This window comes from Sphingomonas aurantiaca, assembly GCF_003050705.1.
Classification (GTDB): domain Bacteria; phylum Pseudomonadota; class Alphaproteobacteria; order Sphingomonadales; family Sphingomonadaceae; genus Sphingomonas; species Sphingomonas aurantiaca.
Window position 1 is genome coordinate 77,626 of the sequence record NZ_QAOG01000006.1, and the last position, 22,148, is coordinate 99,773.

Sequence of the window (22,148 nt, forward strand, 5' to 3'; positions counted from 1 at the left end):
CGGGTAACACCCCGAGCGACGACATCGCTTCGCGTCGCGCGGAGGCCGGAGGCGTGCGCCCTCGGCCCTCGCGCGGGGCGGGATCGACTGTCCGAAGGGGTAACCATGCCTGCATTTTATCGTTTTTCGTATCCGCACGCCCGAGCCTCCGCATGTTGAAGCAGGTCGAAGACGGCGTCGCGGTCGTCGCGTGCACCACCTGCCGCCACTCCGCCGACGCCCGCGACGACGCCGAAGGCCAGCGCGGCGGGGCACGGCTCGCCAGCGCGCTGAAGGCGGTGCAGGCGAGCGACCCGGCCTATGCCGACGTCGCGGTGCAGGAGATGCCGTGCCTGTTCGCATGCCAGGATTTCTGCACGATCCACCTACGCGCGCCCGCCAAGGTCGGCTATGTGCTCGGCCGGTTCGAGCCCAGCGAGGACGCGGCGCGCGCGATCCTCGATTACGCAAAGCTCTACGGCGAGAGCGCGTTCGGGCAGGTCCCGTTCAAGCAATGGCCGCAGGGCGTGAAGGGGCATTTCATCACGCGCACCCCGCCCGCCGGGTTCGTCGTCGAATGACGGCGTTCGCGACGCCTGCCGCGTTTCTGGCGGCCTTGCGCGGGTTGCCGCAGCCCGACGCCGCGGCGCGATCCGCAGCGGTCGCGCGGCAAGCCGAGCTGACCAAGCCGCCGGGGTCGCTCGGGCGGCTGGAGGACATCGCGGTGTTCATGGCGGGCTGGCAGGGCAACCCGCTACCCCGGCTCGATCGTGGCAGCGCGGTCGTGTTCGCGGGCAATCACGGGATCGTCGCGCACGGCGTGAGCGCGTTTCCAGCCTCGGTCACAGCCCAGATGGTGGCCAATTTCGAGGCCGGCGGCGCGGCGATCAACGCGCTGTCGCGCGCCGCGGGGCTCGACCTCAAGATCGTGTCGCTCGATCTCGACCGGCCGACCGCCGACTTCACGCAGGCACCGGCGATGAGCGAGGACGAATGCCTCGCCGCGATCAACGCGGGTGCGGCGGCGGTCGTGGATGCGCCGAACCTGATCGTGCTGGGCGAGATGGGGATCGGCAATACGACGAGCGCGGCGGCGTTGTGTTTGGCGAGCTTCGGCGGGTCGGCACGCGACTGGGTTGGGCCGGGCACCGGGGTCGATAGCGACGGCATCGCGCGCAAGATCGCGGTCGTCGAGGCCGGGTTCGCGCTGCACCGCGACTCGCTGACCACGCCGTTCGAGATCCTGCGGCGGCTCGGCGGACGCGAATTGGCGGCGATCGCGGGCGCGGTGGTTGCGGCGCGGCTGGCGGGCGTGCCGGTGATGCTCGACGGGTACATCTGTTGCGCGGCGGTCGCGCCACTGGCGGCCGCGTGCCCCGACATCGTCGCGCACTGCCTGGCGGGGCATGTCTCGGCCGAGCCGGGGCACGCGGCGTTGCTGGCGCGGATCGAACTCGATCCGCTGCTGTCGATGGGGATGCGGCTGGGCGAGGCGAGCGGTGCGGCGACCGCGACGTTGCTCGTCCGGGCGGCGCTGGCTGCGCATGCCGAGATGGCGACGTTCGCCGAGGCGGGTGTCTCGGCGGCGTGAGCGCGTACATGCTGTACCTGATGCGGCATGGTGCGCCTGCGGTGGCGGGGCGATTGCTCGGGCGGACCGACGATCCGGCGACCGAGGCAGGGATCGCCGCCTGCGCCGCGCGGGCCGTCGGGCTCGACGTCGCGCGGATCGAGGTGTCCGACCTGATCCGCGCGCGGGCGTGTGCGGAGGCGATCGCTGGCCCTCCCAGCCTGCCGGTTGTGGTGAATCCACGTTGGCGCGAGCTCGATTTCGGCACTTGGGACGGGTTGGCCCCGGCGGCGATCGATCCGGCCGCGCTGGGCGCCTTTTATGACGATCCGGACGCCGCGCCGCCGCCGGGGGGCGAACGCTGGTCTTCGCTGCACGACCGTGTCGCGGCCGCGCTGTCGGCGATGCCGCCGGTCCCGACGCTGGTCGTGACGCATGGCGGTGCGATCCGCGCGGCGCTTGCAGACCTTTGCGGGTTCGATCGGCGGCAGATCTGGGCGTTCGACCTGCCCTATGCGGCGTTGGTGTCGCTGCGGATCTGGCCGGGACCGACGCGGACCGTGCAGATCGTCGGGCTGGCGACATGACGCGGCTGATCGTCGCGTTCGGTTTCCTGACGCGGCTGCCGATGCCGCGCGTTGCAGTCGAGGCGGACGATTTCGCCGCGGCGATCCGGTTCTACCCGCTGGTCGGGCTGGCGATCGGCGTGCTCGTCGCGCTGGCGGGCTGGCTTGGCGCGCACGTCGACCCGTGGACGGGCGCGTGTGCCGCGCTGCTGGCGTGGATCGCGGTGACGGGGGCGCTGCATCTCGACGGGCTCGCCGATCTGGCGGACGGGCTCGGCGCGGCGCATGGCGATCGGACACGGCTGCTCGCGGTCATGGCCGATCCGCATATCGGCAGCTTCGGGGTCGTCGCGATCGCGGGCCAGATGATCGCCAAGCTCGTGTTGCTGCACGCCGCGGGGCCGGCGGGCTGGTGGGCACTAATTCTGATACCGTTCGCGGCCCGGATGGGGCCGCTCGTCTGGGCGAGGCTGTTGCCGCCCTTGCGTTCCGGTGGCCTCGGCGCAGCGGTGGCCGGCGCGGTGCGCAATCGCGACCTGTGGGCATGGGCGCTGATGCTCGCGCTCGCGGCGGTGGCGGTGCCTGCGCTCGTCGTCCTGCCGGTGCTCGTGCTCGGCGTCGCGGCATGGTTGCGGCGGACCCTGGGCGGCGTGACCGGCGACGCGCATGGGGCCGGGATCGAGATCGTCGAGACGGGGCTGCTAGCCGCGATCGCGGTGGCCGGCGCGCTCGCTTAACGCGAGCAGCGCGTCGAGATCGACGTGACGTTCGAGCGTTACCGCGATCGCATCGAGCGCGGCGTCGATCGATGCGCCATGATCGGGGCCGCTTGCCGCGACACCGAGCCGCGCCAGCCACGCCGCGCGTTGCTCGGCGAGCGCGAGCAGGCCGTGGACATAGCTTCCCGACACGAGGCCGTCCGCACTCGTCGCGCCCTCCGCACTGCCGTCGGCGCGGTTGCCGACGGGGCGGGCGGTCGCCGGCCCGGTCGTCACGCCCATATGCATCTCATAGCCGTCAAAGGCTGCGCCTCGGGCTTGGCCGGACACCCGGTCGAGCGTCTTGCGGCCGGCGAGCACCGTGTCGACGTCGAGCAGGCCGAGCCCCTCGACGCGGCATGCGGGTCCCTCGATCCCGTCCGGGTCGGCGATGCTGCGGCCGAGCATCTGATAGCCGCCGCAGAGCCCGAGCACGGGCTTGCCGCGGCGATGATGCGCGCGGATGTCAATGTCCCAGCCTTGCGCGCGGACGAAGGCGAGATCGGGAATCGTCGCCTTCGATCCGGCGAGCACGATCATGTCGACGTCGGGGATCGGCGTGCCGGGCGGCACCATCACGAGCGCGACGCCGGGTTCCAGCCGGAGCGGGTCGAGGTCGTCGAAATTGGCGATCCGCGGCGTGATCGGGCAGGCGATGGTGACTTGGCGGTTCGCATTGGCAGCGGGGCGTTCGAGGATCACCGCATCCTCGCTGGGAAGCCGCACCGCGTCGGCCAGCCACGGCACGACGCCGTAGCCGCGCCATCCGCTCCGCGCCTCGATCGCGCGGTAGCCGTCGTCGAACAGCGCGGGGTCGCCGCGGAACTTGTTGATCAGGAAGCCGTGGATCATCGCCGCGTCGGCGGGGTCGATCACCGCGCGCGTGCCGACGACCGCCGCGATCACGCCGCCACGGTCGATATCGCCGACGAGGATCACGGGGACGTCGGCGGCGCGCGCGAAGCCCATATTGGCGATGTCGCCCGCGCGCAGGTTGATTTCCGCCGGACTGCCCGCGCCTTCGACGATGACGAGGTCGCAGCCGGCGGACAGCCATTCGAAACTGTCGAGCACGTCGACCAGCAACCCGTCGCGACCCTCGCGCCAGCGCGCGGCGGCGAGCGTGCCGCGTACCTGGCCGCGGACGATGAGCTGCGAGGTGCGGTCGCCTTGGGGCTTGAGCAGGACCGGGTTCATGTCGACGCTGGGCGCGACGCGGCAGGCGATCGCCTGGGTCGCCTGCGCGCGGCCGATCTCGCCACCGTCGGCGGTGACGGCGGCGTTGTTCGACATGTTCTGTGGCTTGAACGGGCGGACCGACAGCCCGCGATTGGCGAACGCGCGGCACAGGCCCGCGACGAGCACCGACTTGCCGACGTCCGAGCCGGTCCCCTGGAGCATCAGAGCGCGCATGCGAGTCCTCCGGCAATGACGAGCAGCAACACGCACGCGCGTCGATAGACGACCAGCGCCGCGCGAAGATTGGCTGCGGTGGCGTCGGTGCGGCCATCGCCGATATAGGGCTTGGCAACGCTGACCCCGTCGTAGGTTATCGGTCCCGCGAGCCGCAGGTCGAGCGCCCCGGCCATCGCCGCCTCGGGCCAGCCGGCGTTGGGCGAGGCGTGGTTGCCCGCGTCGCGCAGCATCGTCCGCCATCCGCCCAATCCGGCAAGGCAAAGCAGCACACCGCTCAGCCTCGCCGGGAGCAGGTTGGCGATGTCGTCGGTCCGCGCCGCCGCCCAGCCGAACGCGCGCCAGCGGTCCTCGCGGTGACCGATCAGGCTGTCCGCGGTGTTGATCGCCTTGTACGCCCACAGCCCGGGCAGCCCGGCGACGATCAACCAGAACAGCGGCGCGACGACGCCGTCGCACACGCTCTCGGCAAGGCTCTCGATCGCCGCGCGCGCGACGCCGGACTCGTCGAGCTGCGCGACGTCCCGCCCGACGATCATCCCCACTTGCGTCCGTGCGAGCGCGAGATCCCCCGCGTCGAGCGCGTCGGCGACGGGCGTGACATGATCGTGCAGGCTGCGCAGGGCGAGGCCGGGCGCAGCGAATAGGCCGATCGCGATCCAGGCGGACGATCCGAACAGTCTGCGAAGAACCGCGTCGAGCATGAGCGCGACGCCGACCGCGATACCGACGAGCAGCAGGATCGTCAGCACTCCCATCGCCCGGCGCGCCGCGAATGACCGCCGCGGATCGTTCCAGCGCGTGTCGGCGGCGCCGAGCAATCGCGCGAACCCACCGACCGGGTGCCCGATCCGGGCATAAAGTGCGGCAGGCCAGCCGATCGCGGCGTCGATCAGCAGCGCCATCACCGCGACCGGCTCAGCCATGCGCGAGCGCCCGGTCCAGCCGCTCGAACGCGGTGTCGTCGCGCGGCAGACCGATGCGCAGCCAGCGTGGCGCATGATCGAACGTGCGCGTCAGGATCCCGGCATGCGCCAGCCGGTCGAACAGCGCGGTTGCATCGTCGGTCTCGACCAGCCGGAACAGCGGGCAGGCGCCACGCGCGTGGAGTCCGTGCCGTGCCAGCATCGCATCGAGCCGCGCTGCCCGGTCGGTGCTGGCGAGGCGGGTCGCCGCGATCCAGCGCGTATCGCGGTATGCCGCCAATCCATAGGCTACCGCGCAGGCCGAGACCGGCCAGCTGCCCAACCGCTCGCGGACAGCGGCCGCCTGCTCCGGCGGGGCGATCATGAAACCGAGCCGGACGCCGGGCAGGCCGAACGTCTTGCCGAACGAGCGGAAGACGATGACGCGGTCGGATGCTTGGAGATGCGGGACGACACTGTGCGCGGGATGCAGATCGACAAAGGCCTCGTCGACGATCAGCCACGCACCTGCGCGGGCGATGGCGATCAGCCGCTCGGGTCGGTCGAGCAGCCCGTCCGGATTGTTCGGGTTGGCGAGCAACAGCGTGCCGTCCTCGATCGTGTCGATCGCCGACCGGGGGACCGTGATGGTGTCGGTGAAGACGGCCGCGTGCGTCGCATAGCTCGGCGTCACGACACGCCGAGGGTGCGGCAGATCGAGACTGGCCAGCAGGCGGAGTCCGATCTCGCTGCCTGGCAACGCGACGACCCGCGCGGCGTCGGTTCCGAAGACTGCCGCCGCCGCAGCTTCGAGCGCGGCGATCGCGGCGGGCGAGGGTAGCGATGTGAGATCGACGGACGGTAACGGATCGGACCGCCATGCGACGGGATTGATCCCGGTCGACAGGTCGAGCCATGGGGTTGGCGCATCGGGGTACAGGGTGGCGGCGAGATCGATCCTCCCGCCATGCACGCGCAACCCCGTCATTTCACCCTTTCGCTTGATCTTGCGCCGCTCATCGTCATTCCGGGGGCGCGCTGCAAGTGCGAAGGAGAGACCATGCCGTCTGTGAAAACCAGCCCGTCGTTTGGGAAGAGCCTGTTCGTGCTCGGCGGCGCGCGCTCGGGCAAGAGCCGTCATGCGCAGGCGATCGCTGAAGCCGCCGCCGCGACCTCTGCGGGGCCGCTGGTCTATATCGCCACCGCGCAGGCGTTCGACGAGGAGATGCGCGACCGGATCGCGCGGCACCAGGGCGATCGCGACACGCGGTGGCAGACCGTCGAGGCACCCATCGATCTCGCCGCCGCGTTGCGCGCCGTGGACGGCGCGGACACGGTCGTCCTCGTCGACTGCCTCACCTTGTGGCTTTCCAACCTGATCCTCGGCGAGGCCGATATCGAGCGGGAAGTCGACGGCTTGCTGGCGGCGCTCGCTGGCCTCGAGGCACGGATTATTCTCGTCTCGAACGAGGTCGGCCTCGGCATCGTCCCCGACAACGCGCTCGCGCGCCGGTTTCGCGACGCCGCAGGACGGTTGCATCAACGGCTCGCCGCGCAGGTCGATTCGGTCGACGGGGTGATGGCGGGCCTCGTCCAGCACTGGAAGCGGCCGGCTTGAGCGGAACCGCGCGCGTCGACGGCGCGGCATGGTCCGATCCTAATTGCCACCTTGCCTGCGGCCATCGGGGCTGATTAACCGCAGTCGAGCGCATCGATCTGGTCAAGTTGACGACGGTGCGTCAAGGGAGGTTAGAATGCAAAGCGGACCGCAGGCGATTGCTCGTCTGAAATCCATGGTCTTCCTCATCGAGGAGGCCTTGCGTATCGCAGATGAGGGCGACAATCCGCTGTTCGGCGCCAAGCTGAGCGACTGTGTCGATTGTCTTCAGACCGCGCTCGATGACATTATCGGCGTGTCGGCGGTCAAACCGCAACATTGACACTGCGGGAAGAAAATTTCTCCCGTTTCAGACACAATTGCGGCGACGGTCGATCTTGATTTACCCTACGGCAATGCCAGGAATAAATTAGGTCGGTCTCGCTATTCTCGATATTAACCTAAGTATATATCATCAGCAGATCAAATGTTACGGTCGACGTTCCGGGAATATGTTATCGCGACCTACCGCCAGCCGATCAATGGGCGCTGACGGCTGGGAGAGATAGGTGATTTCGCTCAGGCTTCTCCGGGGAAACGCGTTTGAACGTTAGTCTGACGGACCACGCTGCCGTGGTTTCCCCTTTGCCCCCCCTTGCTTTGATGGTGCGGAAACTTGAAACGCATGCGGCCCTCAGCGAGGATGATCGCCGTGCGTTGATGGCGTTGCCGTATACATTGCGCGTCTACGAACCGTCATCCTACCTCGTGCGCGAGGGCGACGCGCCCGAGCAATGCGCCGTGCTGCTGTCGGGCTTCGCGTATCGCCAGAAACAGACTGGGTCGGGGATGCGGCAGATCGTGTCGTTGCACATCCCCGGTGAGCCGCTCGACTTCCAGCACCTGTTCCTGGATGTCGCGGACCATAATGTGCAGACGCTGACGCGCGCCGAAATCGCGACGATCTCACGCGTGGCGCTGCGCGAGCTGGCGCGGTCTCGTGCCTCGATCGGCCATGCGATCTTCGTCAACACGCTGGTCGAGGCATCGATCTTCCGTGAGTGGATCCTGAATATCGGGCGGCGCGATGCGCGGTCGCGCCTGGCGCATTTCCTGTGCGAATTCGCGATCCGGCTCGACATGCAGGGGGTGGTCGACGCCAGCGGGTATGAGTTGCCGATGAGCCAGGAACAGCTGGGCGATGCGCTGGGACTCACGGCGGTGCATGTCAACCGGACGATCAAGTCGCTCGAAGCGGATGGTCTGATCTCACGCAACCGCCGCCGGATCAGCTTTCCTCGTTGGGAGGCGCTTCGCGAGCTGGCCGATTTTTCGAGCCGCTATCTGCATCTGACGCAACAAGCATCGTGACGGGTTACCGATTGCGGGCGTGATCCACCGAATCGATGATGCGCCCGCCCGCCATGAACACTGCGATCGGGCAGGCGGCAAACAGCATCCAGCCCCCATAACCGGGATATTGCTGGAGATAGTGCATGCCGCGTTCCACTGCGCCAAGGCCGAGACCGTAGATGACGAGGAAAGCCTCGAACTTGGTCTTGATGATGAAAAGGCGGCTGAAGCGGGTCCACATGATCGCGCTGGAGCAAGAAGGGTGCCAGTGGCTGGAATCGGCCGTTTCCGTGCTCCGCAACATGGTTAAGTGTCAATTAACCCGACATTGTTGGCGGCCGCGCGCCTGACGAACGGATACCGAATAGTACAGAAACGGGACGCCGTTGTGAGTTTGTGATCTAGTTAGAGCCAAAATGGATGTTATTTATCCGGGACGAGTCGGACGTACCGGAGGGATGATGAGCGGGTTGGTTGTCATGGTTGCGGCCGGAGCGGCAAGCGTGGGGGTTGCTGGATTTCTTGCAAACCGATCAATTCAGCAAAAGCGGCGGCGTGCACGACGGCTCGAACGGCGCCGGCAGAGAGAGCAGGCTTGGGAAGCGCTTCAGCAACGCAACGCTGGCCCCACCATTAGCTGAAACTCGATGCTGAGGGTCGCTAGCGAGACCCTACGCTAAAATGGACGCTTTCGGGCGGCTGCGTCCCATCGCCGCAAAGCTCGAGATGTCAGCGCCCGCAACGCGAACCTGTCAGCCGCAATCGCCGATCAGGCGGCGATTGTCACGGCGCGGTTCGAGGCACCATCATTAGCGGAAACGGCAAACTGCGCGGCCAAAGGAGCGGGCGCGATCTGCGTCTTGCGATATTCCAAGTAGAGAGCGATCAGGGAAAACATTTCAGCCTCGGGTTAGATGCTGCTGCGGTGCAGCATCGGACCAGAGCCTGGCTGACCGGCACACGCCGCGCAACTGCGTTTTGCCCAACCGCGATTGTGCAAAACGAAGGTGCTCGCGTGTTCGCGCGAGTGTGGTCGAACCGGGTAAGAGCCGTCAGGGTGTCTTTGTCATGAACTGATCCCGCCGCAGGTCGCGGATCTCCTGTGATGTTATCGGCCGATCGCGGCCCGCACATTTAATCAACGCGGCTTCCGCCTCTTCGTCGTCGAGCTTGCCGAATGCCTCGATCATCTGTTCGAGCGAACCGGCAGCGAGCTTTTCATCAACCGGCGCCACGTCGTCGTCGGTTCCGCCGGTCCGCAGCAGCTCTGCGGGCATATTCCACATGGTTTTCAGCACGATCTTCAACTCCGGCCCCCCGGTATGGGGCCGCCGTGCAGGACGCGATCGTCGCCGTCTAGGCGACTGTGCGCCACAATGCGTTGGCCTCACGCAGAGACGCGGCCAACTGCATTTCCTCGCGGGTGGCTGCTATGCGACAGGCATAGCTACAGAAGGCCCGCGATCGTCATGTCGTGATGAGTTCGGCAAGATCGACCTCTGTCAGGAGCGTGGCGCGGGCGGTTTCGATCCGGGCGATCAGGGCGGGATCGCCGATCGACGCGGGGTCGATCGTTTGCGGCCAGCATGACTCGACGATCGACGCGATCCGGTCGAGCCGGGCGTGGTCGACGAGAAAGCGGGGATCGACCGTCGCGGGATCCGCGACGACGCGCAGGCGGAGGCAGGCGGGGCCGCCACCATTGCTCATCGATTCGCGGACATCGACGACGTGCAGGTGCCGGATCGGCCCGTTGCCCACGACATGGGCCTGCAGCCACGACCAGACCGCGACGTTGGCGCGCGCTTCCTCGGGAAGCACCAGCGCCATCCCGTCGTCGAGCGACACGAGTTGCGCGTTGAACAGATAGGAGGCGATCGCGTCGGCCACGCTGACGCGGGCGGCCGGGACCTCGACGATCTCGACCTCGGGCATCAGGCGGCGGAGATCCGCGTAGACCTGGTCCTTGTCGGCAAAGGCGAGTTCGTGCGCGAACAGGACGCGTTCGTTGGCGACCGCGACGACGTCGTTATGGAACGCCCCCGCGGCGATGGCGGCGGCGGACTGCTGGACAAACAGCGTCCGCGCGGGGTCAAGACCATGCGCGCGCGCGATCGCCTCGCTGGCGTCGCGGTGCTGGCGGGCGGGAAACGGGCCGCCGGGCAGACCGTAGACGAAGATCTCGATGCCGGGCGCATCATGGCCTGAACACAACCGCATGTGGTTCGCGGCGCCCTCGTCGCCGAACGGTGCGGGGATGGGCGGATGGACGGCGAAGGCGGGGTGCGCGAACGCGGTTTGCAGCTGCACCAGCGTGCCGTGCGGCTCATGGCTGCGATGCGGCATCGTCACGAGGTTGGCGACCGTCAGGTGGCAGCGGCCATCGCGCGTGTCGGGGGCAGGGGACACGGTCGCCGCGTTCGCTGCCCACATCGCCGATGCCGAGAGCGCGCGGGCCTGGAGGTGCGGGGTCGCCCTGTCATAAGTAGTCGACAGCGTTTCAAGCCAGCGATGATCGGGCCGCGCGAGTGGGTAGAAGATGCCTTGGGTCAGGCCGAGGTCGAGGTTCGCGCGCATCTTGGCGATGCCCTGCAATGCGGCGGCGCGCGGGCGCGCGACCTGCCCGGCGTGCTGGGTCGCTGCAAGATTGCCGGGGCTGAGACCGGCGAAGTTATGGCTCGGACCGATCAGTCCGTCGAAGTTGATCTCGACCATCGTTATACCCGTGCCACGTGCGTCACATGGTCATCGCTGGCAACGCCGAGCGCCTGGGCGGCGTCCCGCGACAATGCGACACCGTCGTCCAGCGCGCGGACCCGGCCGAACGTCGCGCGGAACGCGGCGAGCGTCCCGGTCGCGACGAGCGCGTCGTTGCCACCGTCGCCGTCTGCGTCGATCTCAACGATACGGTCGTTGCGTGCCTCGGCGATCGAGTGGACCTGGTCGGTCCGCGCGGTCATCGTCGGGCCGCCGTCGAAGATGTCGACGTAATTCTCGAACGCAAAGCCCTCGTTTTCGAGCATCCGCATCGCTGCCCGCCCCGAGGGATGCGGGAGGCCGATCGCGGCGCGCGCGGTTTCGGTCAGCATCGCGGTATAGATCGGATGCTTGGGCATCAGGTCGGCGATGAACTGGTGGCCGTTGATCGCGTTGAACTGATCCGCGTCCTGGAAATTCATCCCGAAGAAGCGTCCGGCGAGACCGTCCCAGAAGGGCGATCCTCCCGCTTCGTCGATCACGCCGCGCAGTTCGGCGAGGATGCGGTCGGCGAAGCGCGCGCGGTGCATCTTGATGAACAGATAGCGGCTGCGTGCGAGCAGCAGGCCTAGGCCGCCGGCGCGCTCACCGGGGTGGAGGAACAGCCCGCCGACCTCGCTCGCGCCCTCCAAGTCCGTTGCGAGCGAGAGCATGTCCGCGCGGAAGGTGCGGTTCAGTTCGCGGCTGTGCTGGGTCAGCTGGCCGATCCGGTAGCTGTAGAACGGATAGCTCTGGCCGACCTGCGTAAAGATCTGGCAGGTGCCACGGACCTCCTGCGTCTCGACGTTTTCGAGGATCAGCACGAACAGCTCGTCCTGGACCGGGCCGTCGGTGCGCGCGAAGGCGGCGTGGCTGCGCTCGAGCTTGGCGGTCAGCGCACGGCGATCGGGCGGCAGGTTGGTGAAGCCACCGCCGGTGAGCTTGGCCATTTCGTAGAGGTGCTGGAGATCGGCGTCGACCGCGGCCCGGATCCTGAAGCTCACAAGCGGCCCTCCGCGATACGCAATATGGTGACGGCCGACAGCGCGGCGCGCTCTGGCAGGCTGTCGGGGATCATGAATTCGTCGGTCGAATGGATCGCGCCGCCACGGACCCCCATCGTGTCGACGACGGGCACGCCGGCCGCGGCGATGTTGTTGCCGTCGCAGACGCCGCCGGTCGCCTTCCAGGCGATGTCGAGGCCGAGATCGCCGCCGGACGCCTTCACCAGAGCGAACAGGCGCGCTGCGCCCGCGTCGATCGGCTTGGGCGGGCGGTTGAAGCGGCCATGGACCTCGATCCGGACGTCATGCGCCGCGGCGACCGCGGCGACGACGGAATCGATATGCGATTGCGCGCGCGCGATCTCGTCGAGATTGGCAGGGCGAAAATTGATGCGGAGGATGGCGAGGTCGGGAACGACGTTGTTGGGGCCACCGCCTTCGATCCGCGCGGGGTTCACGGCGAGCGTCGGGCCGCGGACTTTCGACAGCTGGACCGCGATATCGGCAGCGGCGACGATCGCGTTGCGGCCGTCGTCGGGATTGCGGCCGGCATGCGCGCTGCGGCCGTGGACGATGATCGAAAAATTGCCGGTCCCGCCGCGCGCGCCGGCGAGCGTTCCGTCCGCAAGCGCGGGTTCGTAGGTGAGCGCCGCAACCTTGCCGTGCGCGGCGCGGGCCAGCAGCGGCGCGGAGGAGAAGGAGCCGGTTTCCTCGTCTGAATTGATCACGACGTCATAGCCGATCCGTGCCGCGTGCGGGCTTGCCTCGACCGCACGCAGCGCTGCGTGCATCACCGACAGGCCGCCCTTCATGTCGGCGACGCCGGGGCCGTTGAGGGTGCCGTCGTCCTGCCAGCGAAGCGACTGGAACATGTGGTCGACGGGATACACCGTATCCATGTGCCCGGTGAACAGCATCCGTACCGGCGCGTCCGGGCGAACGACGAGATGGAGATGCTTGCCGTGCTCGATCGGGGATACGACGCCGTCGGATCCGACGCTGTCCACCGGCTCGGGATCGACCAGCATGATCTTGCCCGGCAGGCTTGCGAACGCATCGCCGAGTAGCCCGGCCATCGTCGCGAGCCCGGCCAGGTTGCGCGTGCCGCTGTTGACCGCGGCCCAGGCTTCGACCTCGGCCAGCATCGGTGCCGCGTGCGCCTTGTCGACGGCATCGCGTTCGATCGTGGATAGTCCCCTCATCGCGCAACCCTAGCGAGGATGCGCGCGCGAGGGAACCGGGTCAGAAGCTGTAGACGAGCGACGCGCGGCTGGTGGTGTCGGTCGAGACCGACCCGACCGGCGGTTCGCTTTCATACTGGACGCTGTACGACAACGCGGCGGAGAGCGGCCCGATCAGCTTGGCGTTGAGCGAGGTCGTTCCGCTGAGGGTGCTGTTGTAGCGCTGGACATAGGCGGACGCGACCTGGCTGACCGACAGCCCGCTGAGGATGCGAACGCTGAAGTTCGCGGTCCCGCGCGCGGCGAGGCTGCTCTGCACGGTGTCGTCGGTGAATTCGGTGTGGCGATAGGCCGGCCCGAGCTCGAGATCGAGCTTGGTGCCGGCGGTCTTCAGCACGCTGTAGCCTGCCCCGATGGAGGTCGAGTAACGGTTGTAATAGCCGAGGAACCGGTCGCTTTCATATTGCGCGACGCCGTAGACATAGGCGCGGTCGTCGATCTTGTAATTGGGTTCGTACGAGGCGAGGTAATGCTCGCGCGTCGTGACGTTGAGATTGGACTGGTAGTCCGCCTGCGCATGGAATTTCTGGCGCCAGCGAAGACCCTCGCGGTTGAGATCGAGCACCGCGGTGCCGCCGGCGGTGTCGGAATTGCCGGTCGTCATATAGCCGCCGATCTCCGCCTTGCCGCTCCACAGGTCGAGAAAGCTGGCCTGGCGGATGACCTGCGTACGCTGTTCGGCGCGGTCGGCCTTCCACTTCTCCGCGATCGCGAGCACCGCGTCGCCGCTCAGAGGATCGGCGGCGCGTGCGTATTTCGCGATCGTGTTGACGTCAGCCTCGTTCCCCGCCTCCAACGCGGCGTCGAGCATCGCCCGGATCGTCTCGGGGATCATTACCGATTGCGGATCAGGCGCATTCCCCAGCAACAGCGGAGCCGCGACGAGGAGGGGGAGGAGAAGCGATAAGCGGCGCACCAGGGTTCCGTAACGGCAGCGTTGCGGCTTGGGAACTGCTCAACGGGGCGGGGTTGCGCCGAGATGTGGCGCGAAGGCGGCGAGTACCTGTTGGTAGAGCGCCTTCTTGAACGGCACGATCAGCCGGGGGAGGTCGGCCGGGTCGCTCCAGCGCCACGCGCGGAACTCCTCGTGCTCGGTGGCGATGTCGATATCGGCGTCGGTGCCGAGGAACCGGTACAGGAACCAGCGCTGCGTCTGCCCGCGCCATTTGCCCTTCCAGACCTTGCCGAGCAGTTCGGGGGGGAGATCATAGACGAACGCGCCGGGAGCCTCCGCGATCAGCTCGACCTTGTCGGGCATCACGCCGGTTTCCTCGCCGAGTTCGCGCAGCGCGGCGGCTTCGGCGTCCTCGCCCGGATCGATCCCGCCCTGCGGCATCTGCCACGCCTCAAGCGGCGAATCGTTGCGCTGGCCGACAAAGACCTTGCCCTCGGCGTTGACCAGCATGATGCCGGCGCAGGGACGATAGGGAAGGGTCTTTGGGTCGGACACGAAACTCTCCGGAACACAGGTGCTTGGGCTGCGGGCAGCGGTCTCCTACCTACGGAGCATGATCCATGTCGTCCACCATCCCGACTATGTCACCCCGGCCCCTGCGCGGTCGACCTATCGCTGGAACAAGAACGGGCTGATCCGCGACCTTCTGCTCGAGCGCGGCGAGGCCGTGACGTGGCACTGCGCCGAACAGACCCCGACCGCGTGGCTGGAGGCGGTGCATGACGAGGATTATGTCGCCGAGGTGCTCGAGGCGCGCGTGCCCAAGGAGAAGGAGCGGCGGATCGGGTTTCCGGTGACGCCGGCGGTGGCATCGCGCGCGGCGATCGTGCCGCAGGGCACGTGGCTGGCGGCATGTCTCGCGCTGGAGCACGGGTTTGCGGCGAATACCGCGGGCGGGAGCCATCACGCGCTGGCGAATACGGGGGCGGGGTTTTGCGTGTTCAATGATCTCGCGGTCGCGGCGGCGCGGTTGATCGACGAGCGCCGCGTGGCGCGCGTGCTGATCGTCGATTGCGACGTGCATCAGGGCGACGGGACCGCGGCGCTGCTGGCGGGGCGGCCCGAGATCGCGACCTATTCGATCCATGCGGAGAAGAATTTCCCGGTCCGCAAGGCGCGCTCGACGGTGGATGTCCCGTTGGCGGACGGGATCGACGATGCGGCGTATCTGGCGACGCTCGAGGTGACGTTGGTGCCGTTGCTCGACGAGTTTCGGCCGGAGTTGATCCTCTACCAGGCGGGAGTCGATCCGTTTGCCGGCGATCGGCTGGGGCGGCTGTCGCTGACGCTGGACGGGTTGATGCGCAGGGAGCGGCTCGTCGCCGGGCTGGCGATCGCGCGCGGCGTGCCGATCGCGAGCACGGTCGGCGGCGGCTATGGCGAGGATGCGCTCGCGATCGCCGAGCGCCACGTCGCGGCCATTGTGACGCTCGGTGAAACTTTCGCAGCGGCGGGTGACGCTGGATCGCGGATTGCTGCGTTGGGCGCAAGATGACGACACCTTCCCTCCTCTGGCTGCGCCAGGACCTCCGCCTTCACGACCAACCCGCGTTGATTGCCGCCGCCCATGCGGGGCCGGTGATCCCGGTCTATGTGCTCGACGACGATGCACCGGGGGACTGGGCGATCGGTGGGGCACAGCGCTGGTGGCTGCATCACACGCTGGCGTCGCTTGGCGAGTCGCTGGAGAAGAAGCACTCGAAGCTAATCGTGCGTCGCGGCGACGCGGTCGAGGTGCTGACGGCGCTGATGGAGGAAACCGGCGCGGACCAGATCCATGCGATCCGGCATTACGAGCCCTGGTGGCGCAAGGCCGAAGCCGCGCTCGGCGATCGGTTGTGCCCGCACGATGGCAACCACCTTGCGCGCGTCGAGGATGTGAAGACGGGCTCGGGGGGGCAGTTCAAGGTGTATTCGTCGTTCTGGAAGGCGCTCAACCAGATGATGCCGCCCGGTGACCCCGAACCCGTGCCGCGGACGATCCCGGCGCCAGCGCACTGGCCGAAGAGCGAAACGCTTGCCGATTGGGACCTGCTGCCGACCAAGCCCGATTGGTCCGCCGGGTTCGATGACTGGACGCCGGGCGAGGCGCAGGCGCTCAAGAATGCGAAGGCGATGGCGCCGATCGTCGAGGCGTATGACATCGATCGCAACATGCCGTCGATCGAGGGGACCTCGCGGCTGTCGCCGCATCTGCATTTTGGCGAGGTGTCCGCGCGGACGGTGTGGCATGCGGTCGACGGGCATGGCGATGCGACGACCTTCCGCAAGGAACTGGCGTGGCGAGACTTCACCGATGGCGTCGTGCTGACGATGCCCGATTACGGCAAGGCCAATGGGCGGCCGAAGTTCGATGCCCTGCCGTGGCGGACGGGGAAGGGGGCTGAGGCCGATCTCAAGGCCTGGCAGACGGGCAAGACGGGCTATCCGATCGTTGACGCCGGGATGCGTCAACTTTGGGCGACCGGGTGGATGCATAATCGCGTTCGGATGATCACGGCGAGCTTCCTGGTGAAGCATCTGCTGATCGACTGGCGCGAGGGCGAGCGCTGGTTCTGGGATTGCCTGGTCGATGCGGATTACGGGAATAATGCGGTGAACTGGCAATGGGTCGCCGGGACCGGGGTGGATTCAAACATGTTCGGGCGGATCATGGCGCCGTTGTCGCAGTCGGAGAAATTCGATGCGGGGGACTATATCCGGCAATGGGTGCCCGAACTGGCGAAAGTCTCGGGCGAGGCGATCCATGATCCGGATGAGTCCGGCTGTCGACCGCGCGACTATCCGGCGAAGATCGTCGGGCACCGCGAAGGACGCGAACGCGCACTGGAGGCCGGGCGGCACGCGCGGTGATCGACTGCTAAACGCCCGTCCGTCATCCTGACGCTAGTCAGGACCCAGAGCCAAGGACGTCAGCCCCTGTTACCCTGGGTCCTGACTCTCGTCAGGATGACGATAGGGGGGGGGGCGGTCGTCGCTCCACCGTCATGATCGGCTGTTTGACGCGTGCCTCTTTCCTCGCTCGCGCCCGTGTTGCATGGAGCGCCGCGATGACTGCCGTTCCCGCTTTCGACGATCTTCCTGCCGCGCAGGTGTCCCCGGTGGCGCGCCTCGTCGCGCCGGTCTTTCACCGGTTGCTCGACCGCATCGACGCAGGACTCGCGAGCGGCGGGATCGACGCGCGACTGCCTGATGGCACGCGGCGGCTGATCGGCGGACACGCGCCGGGGCCGCTGCCGGTGGTGATCGTGCACCGGTGGCGCGCGCTGGTGCGACTGGCGACGGCGGGGTCGGTCGGTTGGTACGAGGGCTGGTCCGCCGGCGACTGGTCGAGCCCCGATCCGGTGCCGCTGTTCGACCTGTTCATGCGCAACCGCCATACGCTCGGCAGCTCCGCGCGGTCGGGGGGCGTGGTGCGACTGGCGGCGCGCGCCTGGCACCGGATGCGGCGCAACGATCCGACCGGCTCGCGCCGGAACATCGCGGCGCATTACGACCTCGGCAATGATTTCTACGAGACGTGGCTCGATCGCAGCCTGACCTATTCGAGCGCTATCTTCGCCGAACCGATCGACGACGCCGAGCCGCATGAGGCGGCGCAGGCGACCAAGCTGCGTGCGATCCTCGACCGGACCGGCGCACGGGCCGGCGATACGATCCTGGAGATCGGCTGCGGCTGGGGATCGTTCGCGGAGATGGCGGCGCGCGCAAGGGTTGGCGTGCATGCGCTCACGCTGTCGACCGAGCAGAAGCGGCAGGTCGACGACCGGATTGCGTCGGCGGGGCTCCACGGCGTTCGCGTCGCGCTGACCGACTATCGCCACGTCACCGGGACCTATGACGCGGTCGCGAGCATCGAGATGGTCGAGGCGGTCGGCGAGGAATATTGGCCGGTCTATCTCGACGCGATCGCGCGTGCGTTGAAGCCGGGCGGGCGCGCGGCGTTGCAGTATATCTCGATCGACGATGCGATCTTCGACTCCTATTCGCGCAGCGTCGATTTCATCCAGCGTTACGTTTTCCCGGGCGGGATGCTGTTGTCCGAGCCGCGGTTTCGCGCGCTGGCGGAGGCGCGGGGGTTGGTATGGGAGGACCGGCGCGGGTTCGGGCTGCACTATGCCGAGACGCTGCGGCGGTGGCGCGTCGCGTTCGACGCTGCGGTTGCCGAGGGGCGGTTGCCGGCGCGGTTCGACGCGCGGTTCGTGGCGTTGTGGCGCTACTATCTGATGTATTGCGAGGGCGGGTTTCTCGGCGGCGGGATCGATGTCGCGCAGGTCACTTTGGTGAAGCGGTAGCGTTTGCCGTGTGTAAGCGGTGCTCCCCGCGAAGGCGGAGATCCGGATTGGCGAACCTTGGTGATTGAACGGAGACGCTAGCCAGTATGGGTTCCCGCCTCCGCGGGAATGACGGAGGGGGGCTTAGGCGACCCGCTCGAAGTGGCCGGGCTCGAAGCCCTCGATTGCCAGCGCTACGATCCGGTCTGCAACGACGGTCGGTTCCTTGACCGAGTTGGGATCCTCGCCCGGATAGGCGCGGGCGCGCATCTTCGTACGCGTGGCGCCCGGGTCGACGATCGCGGTGCGGATCGCGCTGATCTCAGCCATCTCGTCGCCATAGGCGCCCAGCAGGGTCTCGAACGCGGCCTTCGATGCGCCGTAGAGGCCCCAATAGGCGCGGGGCTTGCGGCCGACGCTCGACGTCACGCCGATCACGCGGGCGGACTTGGCCTTTTTCAGCATCGAATCGAACGCTGCGATCAGGGCGGCCTGCGCGCTGACGTTGAGCGTCAGGACCTGCGCCATTTCCTTGGGATCGATCGCCGGGACCGACGAGAGCGATCCGAGCATGCCGGCATTCAGCACCAGAATGTCGAGCGCATCCCAGCGGTCGCCGATCGCGGTCGCAAGGCGTGCGATCGCTTCGCTTTCCGCCAGATCCAGCGGAGCGATCGTCGCCGAGCCGCCGGCCGCGTGGATCGTGGCCTCGACCTCTTCGAGGCCGCCGGGCGTGCGCGCGGTCAGGACGACGTGCGCGCCCTTTGCCGCGAGTGCGATCGCAGTGGCGGCACCGATGCCGCGGCTGGCACCGGTAACCAGCGCCAGCCGGCCTTGGAGAGGCTTGTCGGTCATTATCACTCCGGGAGTATCAGATGACGCGTTCGGCGAGCATCGCGAACTGGTCGACTTCGGCGCCCTCGTCATGGTCGGTCAGCGTGGTCGGGTAATCGCCGGTGAAGCACGCATCGCAATATTTCGGGCGGACATCCGCGCGCTTCGCCTCGCCCAGCGCCTTGTAGAGGCCGTCGATCGAGATGAAGTTGAGGCTGTCGGCATGGATGAAACCGGTCATCCCGCCGAGATCGAGCTTGGCCGCGAGCAGCTTCTCGCGCTCGGGCGTGTCGACGCCGTAGAAGCACGAGTGCCGTGTCGGTGGGCTGGCGATCCGCATATGGACTTCGGCGGCACCCGCCTCGCGCATCATCTCGACGATCTTGAGCGACGTCGTGCCGCGGACGATCGAGTCGTCGACGAGGATGACGCGCTTGCCCTTGATCAGCGCACGGTTGGCGTTGTGCTTGAGCTTAACGCCGAGATGGCGGACCTTGTCACCCGGCGAAATGAAGGTGCGGCCGACATAATGCGAGCGGATGATGCCGAGCTCGAACGGGATGCCCGATTGCTGCGCATAACCGATCGCGGCTGGGGTACCCGAATCGGGAACCGGGATGACCAGGTCGGCCTCGACCGGCGATTCGATCGCGAGCTGCGCGCCGATCGCCTTGCGTACCGAGTAGATCGAGTGATCGCCGACGATCGAATCGGGCCGCGAGAAATACACCCATTCGAAGATGCAAGGCCGTGCCGCCATCGGCGCGAACGGGCGGATCGAGCGGATCTCCGCGCCCTGCACGATGACGAGCTCGCCCGGCTCGATCGCACGGACGAAGGTGGCGCCGACGACGTCGAGCGCGACCGTCTCCGACGCGAAGATCACCGCGTCGCCGAGCTTGCCCATGACGAGCGGACGGATGCCGAGCGGATCGCGGCAGGCGATCATGCCTTCCGGCGTCATCACGATCAGCGAATAGGCGCCCTCGATCTGCTTGAGCGCGTCTATGAAGCGATCGAGCAGCGTGCGATAGTTCGACGTCGCGACGAGATGGATGATCGTCTCGGTATCGCTGGTCGACTGGAAGATCGAGCCGCGCCGGACGAGCTCGCGCCGCAGCCGCATCGCGTTGGAAATGTTGCCGTTATGCGCGATCGCGAAACCGCCGGTCGACAGCTCGGCATAGAGTGGCTGGACGTTGCGCAGCGCGGTCTCGCCGGTCGTCGAATAGCGGACATGGCCGCAGGCGACAGTGCCGGGGAGCGCGCGGATCACGTCGTCGCGGTCGAAATTACCTGCGACATGCCCCATCGCGCGGTGCGTGTGGAAATTGGCCCCGTCGAAGGTGGTGATGCCGGCAGCTTCCTGCCCGCGGTGTTGCAAAGCGTGCAGGCCGAGCGCGACGAGCGCGGCCGCGCCCTCGGTGGCCGAGACGCCAAACACCCCGCACTCTTCGCGAAGTTTGTCGTCGTCATAAGGGTTTGTCGTCAGCATGCCGGATCTCACGTCGTGCGGAGGCTGCCCTATACGAGCGCTTCCCGCGTTTGTCGCCTGTTTGTAATAAGCGTGCGCGGATCGTTTCGCGCGGAACGGTCGCATCGGCGCCGGTTTCGGGTATATTCGCGCCATGACACACAGCCGCGACACGGGCCTCACGCTCGATCCCAAATTCGATTCCGCCGGGCTTTTGACCGCGGTCGTCACCGATCGCGTATCGGGCGACGTGCTCATGGTCGCGCATATGAATGCCGAGGCACTGGCGGAGACGCAGGCGACCGGCGAGGCGCATTTCTGGTCGCGGAGCCGCGAAACGCTGTGGAAGAAGGGCGAGACGTCCGGAAACGTGTTGCGCGTCGCCGAGCTGCGGATCGATTGCGACCAGGACGCGGTGTGGGTGATCGCGGATGCGGCGGGTCCGGCCTGCCATACCGGCGAGCGGACGTGCTTCTTCCGGCGGATCGAGGGCGACAGGCTGGTGCCCGCCGAATGAGGCGTGCGCTGCTGCTCGCCCTCACCCTGGGCGGCTGTGGGACGGAGCCGTCGAACGCGGTCGCGGACAGTCCGGGTGCGCGGCTCGAGGCGGCGGCACAGACGGCGGGAATCGTGTCCGATCCCAACGCGCCGCTACAGGGATCCTGGGCGCGTGATACCGACCGCGTCTGTGTCGTCGGTATCGGCAAGACGAGCCGGGTGGGCGTCAGCGTCGACTACGGCGAGGACCAGACCTGCGCGGCGTCGGGGACCGTCTCGCGGTCGGGCGATGTGCTCAAGCTCGCCTTTGGCGCGTGCACGTTCGACGCGCGGTTCGACGGCGATCGGATCGTGTTTCCCGCCGAGGTGCCCGCGGCATGCGAGTCGCTGTGCACCGGACGTGCCTCGCTGGCGGCGGTGACCGTCGACCGCTTGAGCGAATCGCGATCTGAGGCTGCGACGCTACGGTCATCGGGCGGAAAGTTGCTTTGCGGCAATTGACGTTGACGTAAACGAGAGTTACGGGTTCGGGGATGGCGACACGAGCATCTCCTCACTCCCGGGTCTCTCCTGAATCCTACGCGGTGATCGAGCCGCGGCACGATCGTGAGAGCTTCACGATATCCGACCTGTCGGCCGAGTTCGACGTGACCGCGCGCGCGCTGCGGTTCTACGAGGATGAGGGGCTGATCGGCCCCGAGCGGCGCGGTACGCAGCGTATTTATTCGCATCGCGACCGCGCGCGGCTCGCCTGGATCCTGCGCGGCAAGCGGGTCGGGTTCAGCCTCGGCGAGATCCGCGAGATGATCGATCTCTACGATCTCGGCGACGGCCGGCGTGCGCAGCGCCAGGTCGTGATCGAGCGCAGCCAGGCCCGGATCGCGCTGCTGACCGCGCAGAAGCGCGACATCGATCTCGCCATCGACGAACTCACCAGTTTCGTGGCCCTTCTCGAAGTGAGCCGCGCCCAAGACACCCCGCAAGGATAAAC

The 22,148-nt window shown here is 67.5% G+C and carries 26 protein-coding genes; 13 read left to right on the forward strand and 13 right to left on the reverse strand.

Annotation, left to right across the window (positions count from 1 at the left end; translation table 11 throughout):
- Window positions 1-152 precede the first annotated feature (152 nt).
- From C8J26_RS16000 to cobS, 4 genes are read left to right on the forward strand one after another with little or no spacing between them, the layout of a single operon-like run.
- Window positions 153-560 carry a DUF1636 domain-containing protein gene (locus C8J26_RS16000; protein WP_107959241.1) on the forward strand — a complete coding sequence of 136 codons (408 nt, stop codon included), beginning with the start codon at window positions 153-155 and terminating at the stop codon, window positions 558-560.
- Window positions 557-1,570: a nicotinate-nucleotide--dimethylbenzimidazole phosphoribosyltransferase gene (gene cobT, locus C8J26_RS16005; RefSeq protein ID WP_107959242.1), complete on the forward strand. Its 1,014-nt coding sequence runs from the start codon at window positions 557-559 to the stop codon at window positions 1,568-1,570. Before C8J26_RS16000 ends, cobT begins: the two co-directional genes overlap by 4 nt.
- Before the next feature lie 8 nt (window positions 1,571-1,578).
- Window positions 1,579-2,136 carry a histidine phosphatase family protein gene (locus C8J26_RS16010; protein ID WP_425275415.1) on the forward strand — a complete coding sequence of 186 codons (558 nt, stop codon included), beginning with the start codon at window positions 1,579-1,581 and terminating at the stop codon, window positions 2,134-2,136.
- The gene (cobS, locus tag C8J26_RS16015) at window positions 2,133-2,852 is read left to right on the forward strand and encodes an adenosylcobinamide-GDP ribazoletransferase (protein WP_107959244.1); all 720 of its coding nucleotides are present in this window, start codon (window positions 2,133-2,135) and stop codon (window positions 2,850-2,852) included. Before C8J26_RS16010 ends, cobS begins: the two co-directional genes overlap by 4 nt.
- Here the strand turns inward: cobS and C8J26_RS16020 are convergent.
- Genes C8J26_RS16020 through C8J26_RS16030 form a run of 3 tightly spaced genes read right to left on the reverse strand, consistent with a single transcriptional unit; the run spans window position 2,817 to window position 6,179 of the window.
- Complete coding sequence (locus tag C8J26_RS16020; protein WP_107959245.1) at window positions 2,817-4,286, reverse strand: cobyric acid synthase; 1,470 nt, start codon at window positions 4,284-4,286, stop codon at window positions 2,817-2,819. The two genes, cobS and C8J26_RS16020, sit on opposite strands and share 36 nt — an antisense overlap.
- Window positions 4,274-5,212, reverse strand: a complete 939-nt coding sequence (gene cbiB / locus C8J26_RS16025) for an adenosylcobinamide-phosphate synthase CbiB (RefSeq protein ID WP_107959246.1) — start codon at window positions 5,210-5,212, stop codon at window positions 4,274-4,276. Before cbiB ends, C8J26_RS16020 begins: the two co-directional genes overlap by 13 nt.
- Entirely contained in the window at window positions 5,205-6,179 is a 975-nt protein-coding gene (locus C8J26_RS16030) for an aminotransferase class I/II-fold pyridoxal phosphate-dependent enzyme (RefSeq protein WP_107959247.1), read from the reverse strand. The genes cbiB and C8J26_RS16030 overlap by 8 nt, the downstream gene beginning before the upstream one ends.
- A gap of 72 nt (window positions 6,180-6,251) precedes the next feature.
- Here C8J26_RS16030 and cobU point away from each other — a divergent pair, with 72 nt between their 5' ends.
- The 3 genes from cobU to C8J26_RS16040 all read left to right on the forward strand — a co-directional run bounded on the left by cobU (window position 6,252) and on the right by C8J26_RS16040 (window position 8,159).
- Window positions 6,252-6,809, forward strand: coding sequence for a bifunctional adenosylcobinamide kinase/adenosylcobinamide-phosphate guanylyltransferase (cobU, locus tag C8J26_RS16035; protein ID WP_107959248.1), 558 nt, complete (start codon window positions 6,252-6,254; stop codon window positions 6,807-6,809).
- Window positions 6,810-6,945: 136 nt separating this feature from the next.
- The gene (locus C8J26_RS20200; protein ID WP_146168870.1) at window positions 6,946-7,131 is read left to right on the forward strand and encodes a hypothetical protein; all 186 of its coding nucleotides are present in this window, start codon (window positions 6,946-6,948) and stop codon (window positions 7,129-7,131) included.
- 377 nt (window positions 7,132-7,508) lie between these two features.
- Entirely contained in the window at window positions 7,509-8,159 is a 651-nt protein-coding gene (locus C8J26_RS16040) for a Crp/Fnr family transcriptional regulator (protein ID WP_244185354.1), read from the forward strand.
- 4 nt (window positions 8,160-8,163) lie between these two features.
- Here C8J26_RS16040 and C8J26_RS16045 read toward each other — a convergent pair whose 3' ends face one another.
- The 8 genes from C8J26_RS16045 to C8J26_RS16075 all read right to left on the reverse strand — a co-directional run bounded on the left by C8J26_RS16045 (window position 8,164) and on the right by C8J26_RS16075 (window position 14,572).
- Window positions 8,164-8,382 carry a hypothetical protein gene (locus C8J26_RS16045; RefSeq protein WP_056414686.1) on the reverse strand — a complete coding sequence of 73 codons (219 nt, stop codon included), beginning with the start codon at window positions 8,380-8,382 and terminating at the stop codon, window positions 8,164-8,166.
- A 528-nt stretch (window positions 8,383-8,910) separates the two neighbouring features.
- Entirely contained in the window at window positions 8,911-9,039 is a 129-nt protein-coding gene (locus C8J26_RS21100) for a hypothetical protein (protein WP_279628950.1), read from the reverse strand.
- 154 nt (window positions 9,040-9,193) lie between these two features.
- A complete protein-coding gene (locus C8J26_RS16050; RefSeq protein WP_056414854.1) occupies window positions 9,194-9,448 on the reverse strand; it encodes a hypothetical protein in 255 nt (84 codons plus the stop codon).
- A gap of 160 nt (window positions 9,449-9,608) precedes the next feature.
- Window positions 9,609-10,856 (reverse strand): N-succinylarginine dihydrolase, encoded by a 1,248-nt coding sequence (locus C8J26_RS16055; RefSeq protein WP_107959250.1) that lies wholly within the window; start codon window positions 10,854-10,856, stop codon window positions 9,609-9,611.
- Window positions 10,857-10,858: 2 nt separating this feature from the next.
- Complete coding sequence (locus C8J26_RS16060; protein WP_107959251.1) at window positions 10,859-11,881, reverse strand: arginine N-succinyltransferase; 1,023 nt, start codon at window positions 11,879-11,881, stop codon at window positions 10,859-10,861.
- Window positions 11,878-13,083, reverse strand: a complete 1,206-nt coding sequence (locus C8J26_RS16065) for a hydrolase (RefSeq protein ID WP_107959252.1) — start codon at window positions 13,081-13,083, stop codon at window positions 11,878-11,880. The genes C8J26_RS16060 and C8J26_RS16065 overlap by 4 nt, the downstream gene beginning before the upstream one ends.
- A gap of 40 nt (window positions 13,084-13,123) precedes the next feature.
- Window positions 13,124-14,038 (reverse strand): DUF481 domain-containing protein, encoded by a 915-nt coding sequence (locus C8J26_RS16070; RefSeq protein WP_234422641.1) that lies wholly within the window; start codon window positions 14,036-14,038, stop codon window positions 13,124-13,126.
- Window positions 14,039-14,077: 39 nt separating this feature from the next.
- On the reverse strand, window positions 14,078-14,572 hold the full coding sequence (locus C8J26_RS16075) for an RNA pyrophosphohydrolase (protein WP_107959253.1): 495 nt from the start codon (window positions 14,570-14,572) through the stop codon (window positions 14,078-14,080).
- Between the two features lie 58 nt (window positions 14,573-14,630).
- Here C8J26_RS16075 and C8J26_RS16080 point away from each other — a divergent pair, with 58 nt between their 5' ends.
- The 3 genes from C8J26_RS16080 to C8J26_RS16090 all read left to right on the forward strand — a co-directional run bounded on the left by C8J26_RS16080 (window position 14,631) and on the right by C8J26_RS16090 (window position 18,372).
- Window positions 14,631-15,572 carry a histone deacetylase family protein gene (locus tag C8J26_RS16080; protein WP_107959254.1) on the forward strand — a complete coding sequence of 314 codons (942 nt, stop codon included), beginning with the start codon at window positions 14,631-14,633 and terminating at the stop codon, window positions 15,570-15,572.
- Window positions 15,569-16,930, forward strand: coding sequence for a cryptochrome/photolyase family protein (locus tag C8J26_RS16085; RefSeq protein WP_107959255.1), 1,362 nt, complete (start codon window positions 15,569-15,571; stop codon window positions 16,928-16,930). Before C8J26_RS16080 ends, C8J26_RS16085 begins: the two co-directional genes overlap by 4 nt.
- A gap of 197 nt (window positions 16,931-17,127) precedes the next feature.
- Window positions 17,128-18,372, forward strand: coding sequence for an SAM-dependent methyltransferase (locus tag C8J26_RS16090; protein WP_107959256.1), 1,245 nt, complete (start codon window positions 17,128-17,130; stop codon window positions 18,370-18,372).
- A 123-nt stretch (window positions 18,373-18,495) separates the two neighbouring features.
- Here the strand turns inward: C8J26_RS16090 and C8J26_RS16095 are convergent, their stop codons facing one another.
- Together C8J26_RS16095 and purF are read right to left on the reverse strand one after the other, a co-directional pair.
- The gene (locus C8J26_RS16095; RefSeq protein ID WP_107959257.1) at window positions 18,496-19,206 is read right to left on the reverse strand and encodes an SDR family NAD(P)-dependent oxidoreductase; all 711 of its coding nucleotides are present in this window, start codon (window positions 19,204-19,206) and stop codon (window positions 18,496-18,498) included.
- Window positions 19,207-19,222: 16 nt separating this feature from the next.
- Entirely contained in the window at window positions 19,223-20,680 is a 1,458-nt protein-coding gene (gene purF / locus C8J26_RS16100; RefSeq protein WP_055876120.1) for an amidophosphoribosyltransferase, read from the reverse strand.
- Window positions 20,681-20,813: 133 nt separating this feature from the next.
- Between purF and hisI the strand changes: the two genes are divergently transcribed.
- Genes hisI through C8J26_RS16115 form a run of 3 tightly spaced genes read left to right on the forward strand, consistent with a single transcriptional unit; the run spans window position 20,814 to window position 22,146 of the window.
- Window positions 20,814-21,176 (forward strand): phosphoribosyl-AMP cyclohydrolase, encoded by a 363-nt coding sequence (gene hisI / locus C8J26_RS16105; RefSeq protein WP_056414880.1) that lies wholly within the window; start codon window positions 20,814-20,816, stop codon window positions 21,174-21,176.
- Complete coding sequence (locus tag C8J26_RS16110) at window positions 21,173-21,658, forward strand: hypothetical protein (protein WP_107959258.1); 486 nt, start codon at window positions 21,173-21,175, stop codon at window positions 21,656-21,658. The genes hisI and C8J26_RS16110 overlap by 4 nt, the downstream gene beginning before the upstream one ends.
- Window positions 21,659-21,690: 32 nt before the next feature.
- Window positions 21,691-22,146, forward strand: a complete 456-nt coding sequence (locus C8J26_RS16115; RefSeq protein WP_107959259.1) for a MerR family transcriptional regulator — start codon at window positions 21,691-21,693, stop codon at window positions 22,144-22,146.
- Window positions 22,147-22,148 lie beyond the last annotated feature (2 nt).